The sequence below is a fragment of the Plantactinospora sp. CNZ320 genome, from assembly GCF_002846275.1.
The window spans coordinates 5,611,750-5,628,063 of sequence record NZ_PJMP01000001.1; the positions used below are offsets into that span (position 1 = coordinate 5,611,750).

Annotated in this window: 18 protein-coding genes; 11 read left to right on the forward strand and 7 right to left on the reverse strand. The window is 71.8% G+C overall.

What is annotated here, in order from left to right; genetic code table 11:
* Positions 1 to 29 precede the first annotated feature (29 nt).
* Together CLT71_RS25045 and CLT71_RS25050 are read right to left on the reverse strand one after the other, a co-directional pair.
* The gene (locus tag CLT71_RS25045; RefSeq protein WP_101369266.1) at positions 30 to 260 is read right to left on the reverse strand and encodes a winged helix-turn-helix domain-containing protein; all 231 of its coding nucleotides are present in this window, start codon (positions 258 to 260) and stop codon (positions 30 to 32) included.
* 328 nt (positions 261 to 588) lie between these two features.
* On the reverse strand, positions 589 to 792 hold the full coding sequence (locus tag CLT71_RS25050) for a DNA-binding protein (RefSeq protein WP_101369267.1): 204 nt from the start codon (positions 790 to 792) through the stop codon (positions 589 to 591).
* A 135-nt stretch (positions 793 to 927) separates the two neighbouring features.
* Between CLT71_RS25050 and CLT71_RS25055 the strand changes: the two genes are divergently transcribed.
* From CLT71_RS25055 to CLT71_RS25090, 8 genes are all read left to right on the forward strand, one after another.
* Positions 928 to 1,563 (forward strand): hypothetical protein, encoded by a 636-nt coding sequence (locus CLT71_RS25055; RefSeq protein WP_101369268.1) that lies wholly within the window; start codon positions 928 to 930, stop codon positions 1,561 to 1,563.
* A gap of 186 nt (positions 1,564 to 1,749) precedes the next feature.
* A complete protein-coding gene (locus CLT71_RS25060; RefSeq protein WP_101369269.1) occupies positions 1,750 to 2,016 on the forward strand; it encodes a DivIVA domain-containing protein in 267 nt (88 codons plus the stop codon).
* Complete coding sequence (locus tag CLT71_RS25065) at positions 2,013 to 2,480, forward strand: hypothetical protein (protein ID WP_143743606.1); 468 nt, start codon at positions 2,013 to 2,015, stop codon at positions 2,478 to 2,480. Before CLT71_RS25060 ends, CLT71_RS25065 begins: the two co-directional genes overlap by 4 nt.
* A gap of 79 nt (positions 2,481 to 2,559) precedes the next feature.
* Positions 2,560 to 2,814: a type II toxin-antitoxin system prevent-host-death family antitoxin gene (locus CLT71_RS25070; RefSeq protein ID WP_101369271.1), complete on the forward strand. Its 255-nt coding sequence runs from the start codon at positions 2,560 to 2,562 to the stop codon at positions 2,812 to 2,814.
* Positions 2,811 to 3,185: a type II toxin-antitoxin system VapC family toxin gene (locus CLT71_RS25075; RefSeq protein ID WP_101369272.1), complete on the forward strand. Its 375-nt coding sequence runs from the start codon at positions 2,811 to 2,813 to the stop codon at positions 3,183 to 3,185. Before CLT71_RS25070 ends, CLT71_RS25075 begins: the two co-directional genes overlap by 4 nt.
* Positions 3,186 to 3,279: 94 nt before the next feature.
* Positions 3,280 to 5,169 carry an HSP90 family protein gene (locus CLT71_RS25080; RefSeq protein WP_101369273.1) on the forward strand — a complete coding sequence of 630 codons (1,890 nt, stop codon included), beginning with the start codon at positions 3,280 to 3,282 and terminating at the stop codon, positions 5,167 to 5,169.
* Complete coding sequence (locus CLT71_RS25085; protein ID WP_101369274.1) at positions 5,166 to 7,292, forward strand: tetratricopeptide repeat protein; 2,127 nt, start codon at positions 5,166 to 5,168, stop codon at positions 7,290 to 7,292. The genes CLT71_RS25080 and CLT71_RS25085 overlap by 4 nt, the downstream gene beginning before the upstream one ends.
* Positions 7,293 to 7,387: 95 nt before the next feature.
* Positions 7,388 to 8,581 (forward strand): EI24 domain-containing protein, encoded by a 1,194-nt coding sequence (locus tag CLT71_RS25090; protein WP_101369275.1) that lies wholly within the window; start codon positions 7,388 to 7,390, stop codon positions 8,579 to 8,581.
* A 217-nt stretch (positions 8,582 to 8,798) separates the two neighbouring features.
* On the opposite strand, the gene nagA is transcribed toward CLT71_RS25090, so the two are convergent.
* Genes nagA through CLT71_RS25105 form a run of 3 tightly spaced genes read right to left on the reverse strand, consistent with a single transcriptional unit; the run spans position 8,799 to position 11,826 of the window.
* Positions 8,799 to 9,920 (reverse strand): N-acetylglucosamine-6-phosphate deacetylase, encoded by a 1,122-nt coding sequence (gene nagA, locus CLT71_RS25095; RefSeq protein WP_101369276.1) that lies wholly within the window; start codon positions 9,918 to 9,920, stop codon positions 8,799 to 8,801.
* The gene (locus tag CLT71_RS25100; RefSeq protein WP_486483437.1) at positions 9,917 to 10,900 is read right to left on the reverse strand and encodes an ROK family protein; all 984 of its coding nucleotides are present in this window, start codon (positions 10,898 to 10,900) and stop codon (positions 9,917 to 9,919) included. The genes nagA and CLT71_RS25100 overlap by 4 nt, the downstream gene beginning before the upstream one ends.
* On the reverse strand, positions 10,897 to 11,826 hold the full coding sequence (locus tag CLT71_RS25105) for a sugar isomerase (RefSeq protein ID WP_101369277.1): 930 nt from the start codon (positions 11,824 to 11,826) through the stop codon (positions 10,897 to 10,899). Before CLT71_RS25105 ends, CLT71_RS25100 begins: the two co-directional genes overlap by 4 nt.
* A 224-nt stretch (positions 11,827 to 12,050) precedes the next feature.
* Here CLT71_RS25105 and CLT71_RS25110 point away from each other — a divergent pair, with 224 nt between their 5' ends.
* The 3 genes from CLT71_RS25110 (at position 12,051) to CLT71_RS25125 (ending at position 14,344) form a co-directional block, all read left to right on the forward strand.
* Entirely contained in the window at positions 12,051 to 12,836 is a 786-nt protein-coding gene (locus tag CLT71_RS25110; RefSeq protein ID WP_101369278.1) for a DeoR/GlpR family DNA-binding transcription regulator, read from the forward strand.
* Positions 12,837 to 12,951: 115 nt separating this feature from the next.
* Entirely contained in the window at positions 12,952 to 13,641 is a 690-nt protein-coding gene (locus tag CLT71_RS25115) for a hypothetical protein (protein WP_143743608.1), read from the forward strand.
* 184 nt (positions 13,642 to 13,825) lie between these two features.
* Positions 13,826 to 14,344, forward strand: coding sequence for a hypothetical protein (locus CLT71_RS25125; protein ID WP_158242306.1), 519 nt, complete (start codon positions 13,826 to 13,828; stop codon positions 14,342 to 14,344).
* Between the two features lie 43 nt (positions 14,345 to 14,387).
* On the opposite strand, the gene CLT71_RS25130 is transcribed toward CLT71_RS25125, so the two are convergent.
* Together CLT71_RS25130 and CLT71_RS25135 are read right to left on the reverse strand one after the other, a co-directional pair.
* On the reverse strand, positions 14,388 to 15,038 hold the full coding sequence (locus tag CLT71_RS25130; protein ID WP_101369281.1) for a response regulator transcription factor: 651 nt from the start codon (positions 15,036 to 15,038) through the stop codon (positions 14,388 to 14,390).
* The gene (locus tag CLT71_RS25135; protein WP_158242307.1) at positions 15,035 to 16,171 is read right to left on the reverse strand and encodes a histidine kinase; all 1,137 of its coding nucleotides are present in this window, start codon (positions 16,169 to 16,171) and stop codon (positions 15,035 to 15,037) included. Before CLT71_RS25135 ends, CLT71_RS25130 begins: the two co-directional genes overlap by 4 nt.
* Positions 16,172 to 16,314 lie beyond the last annotated feature (143 nt).

The following is a 16,314-nucleotide window of genomic DNA, read 5'->3' on the forward strand; positions in this document are numbered from 1 at the left end:
CCGTTGAGAGCCGACCGCCGCACCTGGCGCTACTTGGCTGTGCTCGGGTCGCGAACGTATACGCCTCGCCCCTGGTGCCCCTCGACCAGGCCCTCTGCGCGCAGGGTCAGCATGACGGACCGGATGACCTGGGTTGACACGCCGTACTGCGTACACAACTCGGATGTAGAGGGCAGCTTGTCGCCCGGCTTCAGCTCACCGGACTTGATTCGGTCGCGGATCTCGCTGGCGATCCGCTCGTAGAACGGTGTGACTGGCATGGTGGTGCTCCTTCGTCGGCACCATCATCTGATCACCGTTTTCTTATGACATCAAGTTCTTGGTGTCGTAAGGCTTGTCTTTAGACACTAGGCATCATAAGTTGTCTGTGGGTGGCCTTCGTCGGCAAACAGGGCAACCTGACCGGGCCCGTACGCCCGGGACGTGTCGGGGTGGCCATCGGGCCACCGAGCGGTGACCCGAACCTGACCTGGTGGTCCGGGCTGCCCCGGCACTCCGATGTCGCAGCAAGCGGAAGGAGGCCCGTCGGAGAGGGCTGACCCCCGAGGTAACCGCTGTTTTGCAGCATCAGCCCGACAAAGGGCTGAGCTACTGCTCCTCGTCGCCCTCGCCGACCAGTTCGGGGCGGTGTTTCGCGATCCACTTCTCGACGTCGGATGCGCGCCAGACCTTGCCCTGTTGCAGTTCGGCGATCGGCGCCGGGAACGCCCGGTGGGACGTGATGGCGTACACCCGCTGTCGGCTGATCCCGCCCAGTCGCATCCGGATCTCGTGTGCGCCCATCAGTCGCATGACCGCGACCGTAGGCGCCCGTCAAGAGGCGCAAGTCAACTTGTCAAAGAGCAACATGCGGAACGCTCTTGACTAGTACTGTAGTCACGAGTCAACGTAGAAAACATCGATCGAGCGGCCAACGGAAGGGTTGCCATGTTCAGCGCTGACTTGGAGTCGACCTCCATCCCGCCGCGCCCCTCAGCGGCGGCGACGGAGGACTTACCGGCGGAGACGCCAGCCAAGACACCGGCCGAGGTGTCGGCGAAGGACATCCCGGTGGACACCCCGGAGGCGAGTGCGGCGTGGGCGGCCGAGCAGGTCGCGGGCGAGCTGCGGGAGGCGTACCTGACCGTCTCGGCGGCTGCCTCGCTGCTGGAACGGACCGGTGCCGGCTCGGCACACCCGCAGCTGCGGCAGGCCCGCCGCTGCACCGAGGACGCACTCGACCTCGCCAACCACGCGGAGCAGTTGCTCGGCAGCGGCATCCGGCGGGTGCACGAACGCTTCGGCCGGGACGACGTGACAAGCATCGGACAGGTCGCCGGCATGCTGACCGTGTCGCAGACCGGGTTCGCCGAGGCGGCCGAGCGGATCGCCGGGCTGCCCGACCGGCTGCGCGGCGCCGGGCAGCGGCTCCGGGACGCGGGTGACCCCGACTGTTCCACCGACACCGTGACTGAGCAGTGGTCGCAGGCAGCCGAGCAACTCGGCCTGATGACGGCCAGCCTGACCGAGGCGGCCGGCGCGCTGGCGTCGTACACCGATCGGCTGACCGGCGCGACCAGCTAGAGCCTCTTCCGGACGCTGCGGGGGCGCGGCGGCCGGAAGCGGGAGAAGGGCCCGGGGCGGGTGCCGGGCTCCGGCCGTCGGGTGTCCGGGCAGCCGACGGCCGACCCCGCCCGCCTCGGCGCCGCCCCTCGACGAAGGGATCGACGTGCAACAGACCGACATGCCGGCAGCGGTCCGGGGGCCGCGATGATCTATCGAGCCGGGCAGCGCGTCCAACCGTTCCAGGTCCGCGCCGCCACCTTCGGTTCGCGGTGGCGCGGCCTCGATCCCGAAGAGGTGTACGCCTACCTCGGCCATCTCGCCGACGAACTGGAGCAACTGCTACGGGCGGAGAGCATGGCCCGCACCGAGGCGGAACGGATCCGGCAGGGGCTGCGACAGTGGCAGAGCCGGCACGCCCGTTGCTGGTTCGTCGACCCGTCCCGGCGTACGCCCAACCGAGGGCCGTGGTGAGCCAGACCGACCTGGACCCGGCCGACCGGTCCCGTTCCTGGAGCGGCCATCTCGAACTGATCCGGGACGTGGTCCGGGGTGACCCGGCGACCTACCGCCAGCGTCGTGCGCAACTGGACGAGGCCGGTTGGGCAGATCTGGAGCTGGTGGTCAGCGCCGCCTTCTTCCTCGCGGCCCGGCTGCGCGGCGGAGGGTTTCCGGACCAGGTCGAGATCATCTGGTACGTCGCCGGTGCCCGGGCCGAGATGGTGGGGACCGGCTTCGACGTCGACCCGAGAGTTGCCGAACGGCTCATCGGGGCCGCGACGATCAGCCCCGACGACCTGGACGGCCTCGACCCCGAGGTCGTCATCGAGGCCGAGTTGCTGCTGCTCTGGAAGCTGCTCCGGCCGCTGCCGGACGACGAGGTGCCCCGATTTCTGGCCGAGGTCGACCTGCTGGCGACCCGATGGGCAACGCAGTAGCGAGAGTGGGCTGCGCGGATCCGAGGTGTGTTGGCTGGTCGGGCGCCGACTGGGCTAACCTCTTAGCTAAGGAGGGAACATGTCGAGCGAAGCCGCCCAGTTCAACATCCACGATGCGAAAACGAACCTGTCGCGGATCATCGATCGAGTCGAACGCGGCGAGGAGATCGTGATCAGCCGAGCCGGCACCCCGGTCGCGAAGGTGGTTCCACTGACCAACCGGGTGAACCGTACCGGCCGTGGCTCCCTTCGGGATCGCCTTGTCGCCACCGAGGACTGGGACGCCCCCGAGGTGAACGAGGCCATCGCGCGCGACTTCGGGATGACCGGGTGAGCCTGCTTCTGGACACCCACGTCGTGATCTGGTGGCTGGCCGACGATCCGACGCTGGCCGACGACATCAAGGACCGACTGGACCACGACCCGGACGTGTTCGTCAGCGCCGCGACCGTGTGGGAGGTCGCCATCAAGCAGTCGATCGGCAAGTTCAAGGAGCCGACCGACCTCGCGGAGCGGATCCGGGGCAGCGGCTTCCGGGAACTGCCCATCACCTCCGACCACGCCATGGTCGCGGGTCGGCTGCCGCTGATACATCGCGATCCATTCGATCGCATTCTGGCCGCCCAGGCACGCTGCGAGCAATTGACGCTGGTCACGCGTGACCCCGAGATCCGCAAGTACGACGTCCAAATCCTCTCCGCCTGACTTGCCCGCTGCTCGCCCGGCAAAGCGGTTCTGCCCGGCGGAGCGGGGCGGTAATGTGCACTGGCCTTGGCGCGCGGACGGGGAGGGTGCACGGGTGGGATACACGTTCCATGTCGATCTGCGGGGCATCGTCGACCTACTCAGCCATCACCTCTACGCCAGTCCACAGGTCTATGTGCGGGAGCTGATGCAGAACGCCGTGGACGCGATCGCCGCCCGACGGATCGGCGAGCCCGACGTCCAGGGCGACGTCTGGATCGAGTCATCCGCCTCGACCGGCGACGGGACGCTGCGGATCCACGACTCCGGCATCGGGTTGACCGAGGAGCAGGTGCACGAGCTGCTCGCCACCATCGGCCGCAGCTCCAAAAGGGACGATTTCGGCTTTGCCCGGCAGGAGTTCCTCGGTCAGTTCGGCATCGGCCTGCTCTCCTGTTTCCTGGTCGCCGACGAGATCCGGGTCTGGACCCGGCAGGGCGACGCCCCGACAGTGGAGTGGACCGGTTACGCCGACGGCCGCTACGAGGTCGACCTCGCGCCAGCCGACCGTCAGCGTCCCGAGCCGGGCACCACTGTCACCCTGGCGCCCCGGCGGGACATGGAACCCTGGCTGACGGCCGAGACGGTGCACCGGCTCGCCGCGCTCTACGGCTCGATGCTGCCGATCCCGGTACGCGTCGACGACCTGCCGGTCACCGTCGGGCCCGCACCCTGGGAGACGGATCCGGCGGAGAGCGGCATCGCCCGGCGGATGCGGCTGGCGACGTACGCCCAGGAGGTTTTCGGGTTCACGCCGTTCGCCACAGTCGATCTGACGGTGCCGGAGGCGGGGCTGCGGGGTGTCGCGTTCGTGCTGCCGGCCCCGGCGAACCCGGCGACCCGGGTGGCGCACCGCGTCTATCTCAAGCGGATGCTGCTGTCGGAGAGCATCGAAGGGCTACTGCCGGAGTGGGCGTTCTTCGTCCGTTGCGTGGTCGACACCAGCGAACTGCGTCCGACCGCCAGCCGCGAGGCGCTCTACGAGGACTCGTTGCTGGAGCAGGTGCGCGAGGCCCTCGGCGACCAGTTGCGCGGCTGGCTGACCCAACTGGGCCGCAGCCGGTCACCGCAACTCGCCGAGTTCCTCCGGATCCACCATCTCGGGGTCAAGGCGCTGGCGGTGCACGACGACGAGATGCTGCGCCTGGTCGACCAGTGGTGGCCGTTCGACACCAACCAGGGCCGGCTGACCCTGGCCGAGTTCCGGGAACGGTTCGGCGTCGTGCGTTACACCCCGTCGGTGGACGAGTTCCGGCAGATCGCCTCGGTCGCCGCCGCTCAGTCGATTCCGGTGGTCAACGCCGGCTACGTCTACGAGGCCGAGCTGGTGGCCCGGCTGCCCGACCTCGACCCGACGATCCAGGTCGAGGCGCTCAACTCGACCGATCTGGCCGCCGAGCTGGAGCCGCTGGACCCGGCGACCGCGCTGACCGTACGCCCGTTCCTGGCCACCGCACAGCGCGCTCTCGACCGGTTCGGTGTCGAGGTCCAGATCAACGCGTTCGACCCGATCAGCCTGCCCGCGCTCTATCTGCTCGACGGTGACACCGCGCTGCAGATGGACCTGCGGCAGCGGCAGCAGGAGACCGACGAGACCTGGACGGCGATTCTCGGGTCGCTCACCACCGGACACGACGACCGGCCACGGCTCGTCCTCAACCACCGAAATCCGCTGGTCCGGCAGGCGGTCGGCCTCGGTGACGAGCAACTGACGGTGCTGGCCGTCGAGGGGCTCTACGTCCAGGCGCTGCTCCTCGGCCATCAGCCGTTGCGCCCGGTCGACACGGCCGCGCTCAACCAGTCCTTCCTCGGCCTGCTCGGCCGGGCGATGGCCGCCGGCGGGCCAGCCGGTTCCGTCGAGACCGCCGGCGGGCCAGCCGGTTCCGTCGAGACCGCCGGCCCTGTCGACGGAGAGCCGAACGAGCCGTCGGGGGAGGGCCGGTGACAACGTCCGACCAGGATCTGGAGAAGATGCTCCACGAGGCGTGGAGCCTGCCGGACGGCCCGGCCCGGTTCGCCGCGCTGGACGCGGTGTTCCGGCACGCCGACGCCGCCGGAAACGTCGAGTTCGCCTTCCGGGCCCGGATGAACGCGATGAGCGGCTTCCACCACGGCGGCGACCCGACCCGGCTCTTCCTCGCCTTCTCCTGGTGTCTGGCGACCTTCGACCGGCGGCCCGAGGTGGCCCACCAGCACGATGCCCGCTCGCTGCTCTGGAACTTCAAGTGGGTCGTCTGGTCCCTGCCGCAGTTTCCGGAGATCCCGCTGGACCGCACTGCGGCGGTGCTCGACGACATGGAACGCCGCTACCGGCTGGGCGGGCACAGCCTGCACGCCGTCTACCAGCACCGGTGGCTGGTGGCACACCACGTCGGCGACCTCGCCGCCGCCGGGGAGTGGTACGAGCGGCTGCTCACCGCACCACGGGACGGTCTCTCCGACTGCACCGCGTGCGTACCCTCCGGGCAGGTCCGTCACCTGGTCTCCCTCGGGCGGTACGAGGAGGCGATCACGGTGGGCGAGCCGTACAAGCGGGGCGGCTGCACCGAGCAACCACAGTGGATGCTCGCCGAACTGCTGCCGGCGATGCTGCACACCGGCCGGTTCGACGACGCGCTGGACGCGTTCCGGCGCGGCTACGCGGCGGCCCGCAACGACCGGCACCATCTCGACAACATCGGCCAGTACCTGCTCTTCTGTGGGCTGACCGGCAACGAGACACACGGGTTGCAGATCGTCGAGCGGCATCTGGGTTGGCTGGAGCGGCCGTCGTCGCCGTACGCGGCAATGGAGTTCGCCTCGGCGGCGGTCCAGGTGCTCGGCCGGTTGCGGGCGTCCGGGCACGGCGACCTGCCCGTGCGACGCCGCTTCGACGACGGCCGGCGCGAGGATTCGAGCGTGGCCGCATTGCACGACGAACTCGTCGCGCACGCGCGGGAACTGGCCGCCCGGTTCGATGCCCGCAACGGGAACACCTACCAGAGCAGTCGGGTCGAGGCGCGGATCGCGGCGGAGCCGGTGACCGACCGGCTACCGCTGACCGTGCTCGCCGGCCGGGCTGTGGGCGCCGAGGGTAAGCCGCTGCGGAAGACCCTCGACCGGCTGCTGGATCGGCTCTCTGGAGAGATCGCCGCAGGTGACGACGCCGGAGCGGCCCGGACCCGGTTGGCGGTTGCCCGGGCGCTGCACGAGGAAGAGGGCGACTGGCAGGACGCGGTGGAGGCGGCCGAGGAGGCGCTGCGGTCGCTGGCCGGGGCCGGGCTGACGGAGCTGGTGCTGAGCTGCCGATATCTGCTGTTGCAGCTCTACCGCGCACGGGCATACCAGTACCGTGCCGAGGTCGACGACCAGCTTGCCGCACTGGTGGCCGCCGAGCGGCTTCCGGCCGAGGTGCCGCCGCTGGAGGTGCTGCTGGAGCAGGCTGCCGACGAGTGTCCCGGCCCGGCGGCCGTACGCTGGTTGGTCGAGGCGGCCGACCGGTACCGGACCCGGGCCACCGGAGTGACGTCGCCGACCTCTGTGGAGGCCGGCGGCGCGGCCGAGCCGCCGGATCCCGAGGTCGGGCAGCGGGCCGACGACGCCGGGGATCCGGTCGCGGGAGAGTTCCGTACGCTGCGCAAGGCGCTCGTCCAGTTGTCGAACCGGCCATCTGACGAACTCGGCCCCGCCGTGCTGGCCCGGGTCGACGGGCTGCTCGGTGCGGCACCCGGAATTCCGCCGGAGGATCTTGTCACCGTCCACGAGGCGGCCGGACCGGTGTTGGCAGCTGCTGGCCGGTACGACGAGGCGGTGTCGCGGCTGGACCAGGCGGTGGCCCTGCTCGACGACACCTCGGAGCCGGTGCGGGTGGCGGAGGTCCACAGCGGCCGGGCTCGCCTGCTGCTCCAGGCCGACCGGCCGACCGAGGCGGAGGCCGACGCGCGGGCGGCGGTACTCGTCGATCCCGACTTCTGGACGGGCCAGATCCTGCTGGTCAAGGCGCTTCGGGCACAGGGCAGGGAAGACGAGGCCGCCAAGGTCATGACCGAGCAGCACCTCGACGAAGACGACCTGACCTACGACGATTGACGCCAGTGTGCGCGATCGAGGCGTCGGGCGGTGCCTCGCAACGCGGAACGTGATCCTCGGCCGTCGGTCCACTTGAAACGAAAGGTCGTCGAGGCATGCGTACCCCTGAGCCCGAACCTTCCGTCCCACCCCGGCTGGCCGGCGCCGACGACTCCGCCGCCGGGTTCCCGGACCTCGTACACCAGCCGGTCGTCCCGGCCGAGGCGGCAATGCTCGTCCCGGTGGAACCGACCCCCACCGCGCTGGGGTCCCCCGGAAAGCCACCCCAGCTTCCGGACGCCGAGGCGCTACTCCGGTCCGGCCGGGCGGTGGCCAGCAGCGCCGCGCAGACGGCTGCCTCGGTGGCCTCCGGCGCGGCCCAGACGGCTGCCTCGGTGGCCTCCGGCGCGGCGCAGACGGCGCGTACCGCCGCCTACCGGGGGACCCGGCCGATCGTCAACTTCGGCGCCGGGATCGGCTACTTCTTCCGGGGCGCCGGGCGGTTCATCGGCAGTCCGACACTCTGGCTCTACGCCGTGGCTCCACTCGTGCTGCTGGCGGCGGTCCTGTTCGGCATCGCGCACACCGTCGAGGCCGGCGTCGCCGCCGCGTTCGGTTGGTTCACCGAGAGTTGGCCCCGGTGGATCCACGACACGCTCGGCGAGATCCTGCTCTGGGGCGTACGGATCGGTCTGCACTTCGTCCTCGGCTACCTCGTGCTGCCGCTGAGCATCGTGCTCGGCGCCCCGTGCTACGTGCTGCTCGCCCGGCGGTTGGAGCGCCGGCTCGGCCCGATCGCCCCGATCGAGCCGTCCGCCGACGCCTTCGCCGAGACCGGTGCCACCCGGCGGGGACCGGCACTGTGGCGGGCGTCCGGGGTCGCCATCCGGCAGGCCGTCCTGGCCACCCTGGTGGTCCAGTTCGGCTGGCTGCTGCTGGTGCCACTGCTGCTCGTGCCAGGGCTCAACGTGTTCGTGGCGCTCGGCGCGGTCGCCGTCCTCAACGGGTTCCTGGTCGGATTGCTGATGCTGGCGATCCCACTGCACCACCACGGGACGTCGACGTTTCGCGGGCAGCTCCGGGCGGTGTGGTCGCACCGGGCCAGCGTGGTCGGGTTCGGCGCCACCAGCGGGCTGCTGCTCGGCGTGCCGATCACGCCGCTGCGGGCCGTCGTCGCGCCGATGGTCTTCACCGGCGCGGTGCTGCTGCACCGCCGGATGCGCCGGGTCGACGCGGCGGCGCTCGGGCCGGTCACCCCGGCGCCGCTACCGTCGCCGAGGCCGGAACCACCGGCACTACCGCCCCGCTGAGCCGCCCCGGCCCAAGGGGGTAGGGCCGGCAGGGACGTTCGCCCGGTGAGCGGATTCTGTCGGTCCCGGCGGTTACCGTCTCGTCCGTCGCCGCCGCCGGCCGATCCTGGCCGGCAGCAGCAGTCCGGCGGATAGACCGACCGGTCCGACCAGCGCGCCCTGAGGTGCCGGCCCGGTCCGGTCGACACCTCAGGGCGGCAACCGTGCTGAATTCCGGCTAGTCGATCCACTCGCCGGCCCGCATCACCCGGGTCACGTTGAGATCGTCGTCCAGTACCACCAGGTCGGCCCGCCAGCCGGGCAGCAGCGCCCCGACCCGGTCGCCGAGCCCGATCGCCCGGGCCGGGGTGGTGGCGGCCATCCGGCAGGCGTCCACCATCGGGATCCCGGCCGCCACCGCCGCGCGCAGCGCCGCGTCCATGGTCAGCACGCTGCCGGCGATCGCCCCGGGGGTGGAGTCGCCGGTGGCCAGCCGTACCGTGCCGTCGGCCACCACCACCGGCTGGCCGCCCAGCTCGTACTCGCCGTCCGGCATTCCGGCCGCCGCCATCGCGTCGGTGATCAGCGCGGCCCGGTCCGCTCCGGCCACCCCGGCGGCGAACGCCAGGGTGCCCTGGTGCAGGTGTACGCCGTCGGCGACCAGTTCGCAGACCACGTTCGGGGAGCCGAGCAGCGCGAAGACCGGTCCCGGCTCCCGGTGGTGTGCGCTGGGCATGCCGTTGAAGAGATGCGTCGCCACGGTCGCGCCGGCGATCACTCCGGCGCCGGTCTGCTCGTAGCTGGCGTCGGTGTGCCCGATCGCCGCGACGACCCGGCGGGAGACGAGCAGTTCGATCGCGGCCAGCGCGCCGGGCAACTCGGGGGCGATGGTGACCATCCGGAGCGTACCGTCGCCGAGGGCGAGCAGTTCGGTCAGCTCGTCCACGGAGGGGTCACGGAGGAACTTCGGGTTCTGCGCCCCGCAGCGCACCCCGGACAGGTACGGCCCCTCGTAGTGCACGCCGGCCAGTACGCCCTCCTTGACCAGCGGCGCGTACGCCTCGGTGGCGCCCCGCATCAGCTCAAATGGCGAGCTGACCAGGCTGGCCAGGATGCTCGTGGTGCCGTGCGAGAGGTGGAACGCGGCGGCGGCCCGGGCCTCGTCGGCGTCCCCGGTGGTGAAGGTGTGCCCGCCGCCCCCGTGGCAGTGCATGTCCACGAAGCCGGGCACGATCCAGTGCCCGTCCCGGACCGACGGGTATTCGGCGACCGCCGAGATCCGTTCGCCGTCCAGTTCCACACAGCCCTGCCGGATCACGCCGGTCGGGGTTACCACCTTGCCACTGACCCGGACGGTCATGTCATCTCCTCGGTGTGCTGGTCGCGGGTGTCGAGGGCGAGCAGCGCGGCGCCGAGGGCGCCGGCCTCGTCGCCGAGGGCCGCGCGGAGCAGCCGGGGCTCGGTCTGGAACGTCAGCCGTTGCCGCAGCGCCACGCCGAGCGGGTCGAGCAGGACGGCGCCGGCCTCGGCCAGCCCGCCGCCGAGCACGACGACCTCGGTGTCGTAGAGCGCCTGGGCGATGGCGAGCCCGTCGGCCAGGGCGTCGACCGTCTCCCGCCAGACCAGGGTCGCGGTCTCCTCGCCGCCGCCCGCCCGGGTGACCACCTCGGCGGCGGTCGCCGGTACACCGGTCAGCGCCGTGTAGCGCCGGCCGACCGCGGCGGCCGAGGCGACCGCCTCCAGGCAGCCGACCCGGCCGCAGCCGCAGCGCGGCCCGTCGGGGCGTACGACGACGTGGCCCAGCTCGCCGGCGGCGCCGTGCGCGCCCGCGAAGGCCGAGCCGTCGACCACGTGCGCGGCGGCGATCCCGGTGCCGATGGCGAGGAAGAGCACGTGCCGGGTGCCCCGTCCGGCGCCGAGTCTGGCCTCGGCGAGGCCGCCGGAGCGCACGTCGTGGCCGAGCGCCGCGGGCAGGCCGAGCCGCGCGGTGACCAGCTCCCGCAGGGGTACGTCCCGGAAGCCCAGGTTGGCCGACCAGACCGCCCGGCCGGTGGTCTCGTCGACGACTCCCGGCACGGCGAGTCCGACGGCGACCGGGGTCAACCCGTCGGCCCGCGCCTTGCCGGCGAGCCCCTCGGCGATGTCGAGGATCCGGTCCACCACGCGCGCCGGGCCGCGTTCGGCCAGGGTGTGGTGCCGTTCGGTGTGCACGACCCGGCCGTCGGTGCGGACGAGGGCGCACTTCATCCCGGTCCCGCCGACGTCGAGCGCGACGACGACGTCCGTGGGCGGGGCATCGCCGGTGGCGGCGCCGGTCGCCGGCACGGCGGGGTCGGTCACGCGAGCACCACGGACCGGCGCAGGTGCCGGGGCGCGTCCGGGTCGAGGTCGCGCCCCTTGGCCAGGGCGACGGCGAAGCGCTGCGCCAGGATCAGGTCGGCCATCGGGTCCAGCGGCGGCCGGCCCGCCGCCCAGCCGCCGATGACGGCGTGCACGCCACTGGTCCGGCTGTGCACGAACGCCGCCCCGGTGGCCGCGATGTCCTCGGCCAGCCCGTCGGGGACCTCGCCGAAGGCCCAGACCACCCGGCCCGGTCCGGCGATCGAGATCGGGCCGTGCCGGTAGTCCATCGCCGGGTACGCCTCGGCCCAGGCGCCGGCCGCCTCGCGGCACTTGAGCGCCGCCTCCTGGGCGATCCCGACCGTCCAGGCCTTGCCGAGGAAGGTGATCTGCTCGACCCGGGCGGGGTCGAACGGCAGCGGGGCGCGTACCGCGACCTCGGCATCGGCGGCCAGCATGGAGACGTCGGTGCCGAGATGGGCCCGGAGCAGGGCGAGGACGCTTGTGGCGAACCGGGTCTGCACCACCGAGCGCTCGTCGGCGAAGGGCAACGCGATGCTCTGCTCGGCGAGTTCCACCGCAGGTGTGTCGGGGGCTCCGACGATCACGACGCTCGGCCGGCGCCGGTGCAGTGCGGAGAGGACGTCGAGCACCTCGGTGGTGGTGCCGGACCGGGTGATCGCCACGACCCGGTCGTACCGGCGGTCGAGCGGAAACTCGGAGGCCTGGAAGGCGTCGGTCTCGCCGTGCCCGGCGCGCTCGCGCAGGCTGGCGTACGCCATCGCCATGAACCAGGAGGTGCCGCAGCCGACCACGGCGACCCGTTCCCCGGGCCGGGGCAGTGCGCCGGCCGAGTCGGCGGCGAGTGTGGCGGCCTGTCGCCAGCATTCGGGTTGGCTGGCGATCTCCGCGTCGACGTGGCCCATCGCAGCTCCTCGCGGGCGGGAGACCGCACCGGCGGGGCGGCGCCATGTGACGGCGGACCGGCCTGCGCAATACGGCTCGGTTTGACGATCTTTCGCGCGTCATTCTGCGCGAAAAACCTCGGTCGTGGCAACCGCGCGCAGCTTTGCGCAGAACAAAGTTTTGCGGCTGCGCGTTTCGCGCACTATTGTGCACGGAATCTCCGCGACGAAGCTGGAGGCCCGGGGTGGACCGCTATGCGAGATGGAACGCGCTGCTCGAACTTCTGACCGACACCGGTCGGGTCAGCGTGGAGGACGCCGCCGCCCGGCTGGACGTGTCGCAGGCGACCATCCGGCGTGACTTCGACCAGCTCGCCCAACAGCAGATGATCACGCGTACCCGGGGCGGCGCGGTCGCCAACGGCGTCTCGTACGATCTGCCGCTGCGCTACAAGACCGCCAAGCACTCGGCCGAGAAGCAGCGGATCGGTGCCGCGGCCGCTGCCCTGGTCGCCCCGGGGATGGTGGTCGGGCTCAACGGCGGTACCACCACCACCGAGGTCGCCCGGGGGCTGGCCGTACGCCCCGACCTGAACAGCAGTGCCGACGGTGCCCAGTTGACAGTGGTGACCAACGCGCTGAACATCGCGAACGAGCTGCTGGTCCGGTCGAGGATGAAGATCGTGGTGGCCGGCGGGGTGGTCCGGCCGCAGTCCTTCGAGCTGGTCGGCCCGCTCGGCGGTGCCCTGCTCCGCGAGGTCACCCTGGACGTGGCGCTGCTCGGGGTGGACGCCATCGACGTGCAGCTCGGTGCGGCGGCGCACCACGAGGGCGAGGCGTCGATGAACAACCTGATGGTGGCCAGGGCCAAGCGAGTTGTGATCATCGCCGACTCGTCCAAGCTGGGCGGGCACGCCTTCGCCCGGATCTGCCCGATCGAGCGGGTCGAGACCCTGGTCACCGACTCGGGCGCGGACCCGGCAACGCTCCAGGCGTTCCGGGACGCGGGCGTCAACGTCGTCTGCGCCTGACCCGTCCGCCGGCCGGCGACCCCGGCGCCTCGCCGGCCGTCGTCCGGTACGGCATCACCCGATCGTCCTTCCGGCCGCTTGACACGCTATGGCTAATGACATTAGCTAATGAGCTATGGAGAGTACTAAGACCGTCGTGGCCCAGCGACCGGCCACCAACCACACCCGCCCCGGTGCCGTGCTGCTCGCCGCCGTCGGCGCGCTCTTCGTGCTCTATCCGGCCACCCGGCCCTGGCACGACGAATCCACCCCGGCCGGGGCGATCGCGTCGATGAGTTCCACCGCGTGGGTCGCCTCGCACCTCTTCGCCATGATCGGGTTCATCCTGCTGCCGCTCGGGCTTCTCGCGCTGCGTAGGGCTGTCGACGGCACCCCGGGCGAGCGGCCCGCCGTCGCCGCGCTGCTGACCGGGTGGATCGGCGCCGGACTCGTCCTGCCGTACTACGGCGCCGAGGACTTCGGGCTGAACGCCCTCGCCAGGGCGGCCGCCGAAGGGGAGCGGTTCGACCTGCTCGCCGTGGTCGAGGCCGTACGCTTCGGTCCGGCCGCGAGCGCCACCTTCATAGTCGGACTGCTGGCGCTCGGCGTCGGCGCCGTACTGGCCGCGGTGGCGGTCCGGCGGTCGGGAAGGCTGAGCCGCTACAGCGGGATCCCGTTCGCGCTGGGCTTCGCACTCTTCCTGCCGCAGTTCTTCACCCCCGCCGGGGTACGGATCGCGCACGGCGTACTCGTCGGGATCGGCTCGGCCTGGCTGGCCTGGGAACTGTGGCGAAGTGGAGCGCAGACCCGGCAGGCCCACCGGTAGCCCGCGCGGCTCAGCCGGACGAACTCAGCCAGGCGAACTCAGCCAGGCGAACTCGGCCGAAGGATTCGTCCGAAGGGCGGGGCCGCAGCGGCGTCTGCGCCCACCAACGGGCGATGTGGACCAACCGGGCATCCCCATACGGTCGTCCCGTCCAGCGACGACAAGTGATGGCGAGGTGTTCCCGATGATCGGACACGACGACGAGCGGAGGCAGTTCCTGCGGCGTGCCGCCGGTGCCGGTGCGGTGGCGATCGGTGCGGCGGTAACCGCGAGCGGGATGGCGGCGGGTACGGGCGGGGCTGCCCAGGCGGCCCCACCGGACCCCCGGAGGCCGGACAGCCCGGTCGTCGGCACCTGGCGTGGCGTGGTCACGCTGCCGCACGAGGAGGAGGTGGCGCTCTTCACCTTCCTGCCGGACGGCTTCTTTCTCTCCTTCGCCCAGGGGATGCACATCGCCACCGGGCGCTGGGAGCCCACCGGACGGCGTACCGTCACGTTCACCCTCTGGCAGGTGCTGCCGGACGACCTCAAGGGGATGCCGCTGCGTTACAACGGCGAGGTCCGGGCCCTGCACCACGCCGAGGTACGCGGCGACACGCTGACCAGCCAGGGCAGCTACCGAGGGCTCGACATCGACGGCAACGAGACCGGCCGGGGGCCGGTGAGCGCCCGGGCCACCCGGTTCGACATCAGCACCTTCTGAGCATCCGACGGACCGGGCCGGCCGACCTGCTCAGCCGACCTTTTCAGCGGATCAGGCCTGCCCGGTGCGCCAGGATCGCCGCCTGCACCCGGTTGCTGAGCTGTAGCTTGGCGAGCAGCCGGCTGACGTGGCTCTTCACGGTGGCCTCGCTGAGATAGAGCCGCCGGCCGATGTCGCTGTTGGTAAGCCCTTCGCCGAGCGCGACCAGCACTTCCCGCTCCTTGTCGGTCAGCACGTCGAGCCGGCGGAGGGCATCGTGCCGGCGCGGGTCGGCCGGCTCGGTGAATCGGTGCAGCAACCTGCGGGTGACCTGCGGCGACAGCATGGCGTCCCCGGCAGCGGCGCTGCGCACCGCCGCGGCCATCTGGTCGGCGGTGGCGTCCTTGAGCAGGAAGCCGACCGCCCCGTGCCGGAGCGCCGTCGCCACGTACTCGTCGAGGTCGAAGGTGGTCAGCACGACCACCTTCGGCGGCGCCGCGAGCCGGGCCAGCGCGGCCGTCGCGTCGAGCCCGTCGGCACGGGGCATCCGGATGTCCATCAGCACCACGTCGGGGCGCAGGTCGCGCGCCTGGCGCACCGCCTCGTCCCCGTCGCCGGCCTCGCCGACCACCTCGATGTCGTGGTAGGCGTCCATGATGGTCCGGAGCATCGCCCGGGCCATCCACTCGTCGTCCACGACCAGCAGCCGGATCACGAACGGACCTCCAGTTCCGGGTCGACCAGCGGGAACCGGGCCGAGACCTCGAACCCGCCGTCGGCCAGTCGACGGGTACCCAGGGTGCCGCCGACCAGCCGGACGCGCTCGGCGATGCCGAGCAGGCCGTGCCCGCCGCCCGGCGCCACGGCAGGTGCGCTGACGCCGCCGTCGTCCCGGACCACCAACCACAGTCCGTCCCCGTCCGAGCCGACCGCCACGGTGGTACGGGCGTCGTACGCGTGCTTGTGCATGTTGGTCAGCGCCTCCTGCACCACCCGGTAGACCGCGTGCTGCACCAGGGCCGGGGCGGAGAGTCCGGCCTCGACGGAGAGTTCGACGGCGTGCCCGAGCGCCCGGGACGCGGCCACCAACTCGGTCAGGTCGTCGAGGCCGGGCTGTGGCCGCAGCGGCGCGTCGGCGCCGTCCCGCAACACGCCGACCAGGGTACGCAGCTCGGTCAGCGCCTCCCGGCCGATGCCCTGGATCCGGCCGGCGATGGCCACCGCGTCCCGCCCCCGCGCCGACTCCAGCGCGGTGGCGTGCAGCACCATCAGCGCCACCCGGTGGGTGACCACGTCGTGCATGTCCCGGGCGATCTGGGCCCGCTCCTCGGCCCGGGCCTGGTCGATCCGGAGCCGCTCCTCGCGCTCGTTGCGCCGGGCGCGTTCCTCCAGGTTGGCCAGCACCTCCCGGCGGGACGACAGGTAGAGCCCGACCAGTACCGGCAGGATGCAGAAGGCGATGCTCAGCGGTGCGCCCGCGTCGCCGCCGTTGGACCGCCAGATCGGCAGGGCCACCGCGGCCACCATCACGACGGTGAGCGCGATCCGCAGCCGGGCCGAGCGCAGGTGGGCGCCGACGGAGTACTGCGCGATGATCGTGCCGGGGTACGCCCCGACGACTGCCCAGCACAGCAGCGCGGTGCCGTACAGCAGCAGGGGCCGATCGCGTCGGACCAGTACGGCGAGCCCGGTGAGCACCCCGAGGACGGCGTCGACGGCCAGCGGGGCGCGATGACCGACGAGCGGGGAACCCTCGAAGAGCCCGGACTGGAACCCGTCCCACACACCGGCCAGCACGCAGACCGCAACGAGCGGCAGGTCCACGGCAAGGCGCTGGCGGGGACCCATGCCGGAGAAGTCTATGCAGGTCGGCGAGGCGTCGCCTCGGCCGTTGGATTCATCCGTTAGTAGTGCCGGGCACCGACAACGGGCGACCATCGCCGCAGCGGTCGGGTCAGCTCGGCCGATGGCGTCCGGGTCGGTCGAACCTA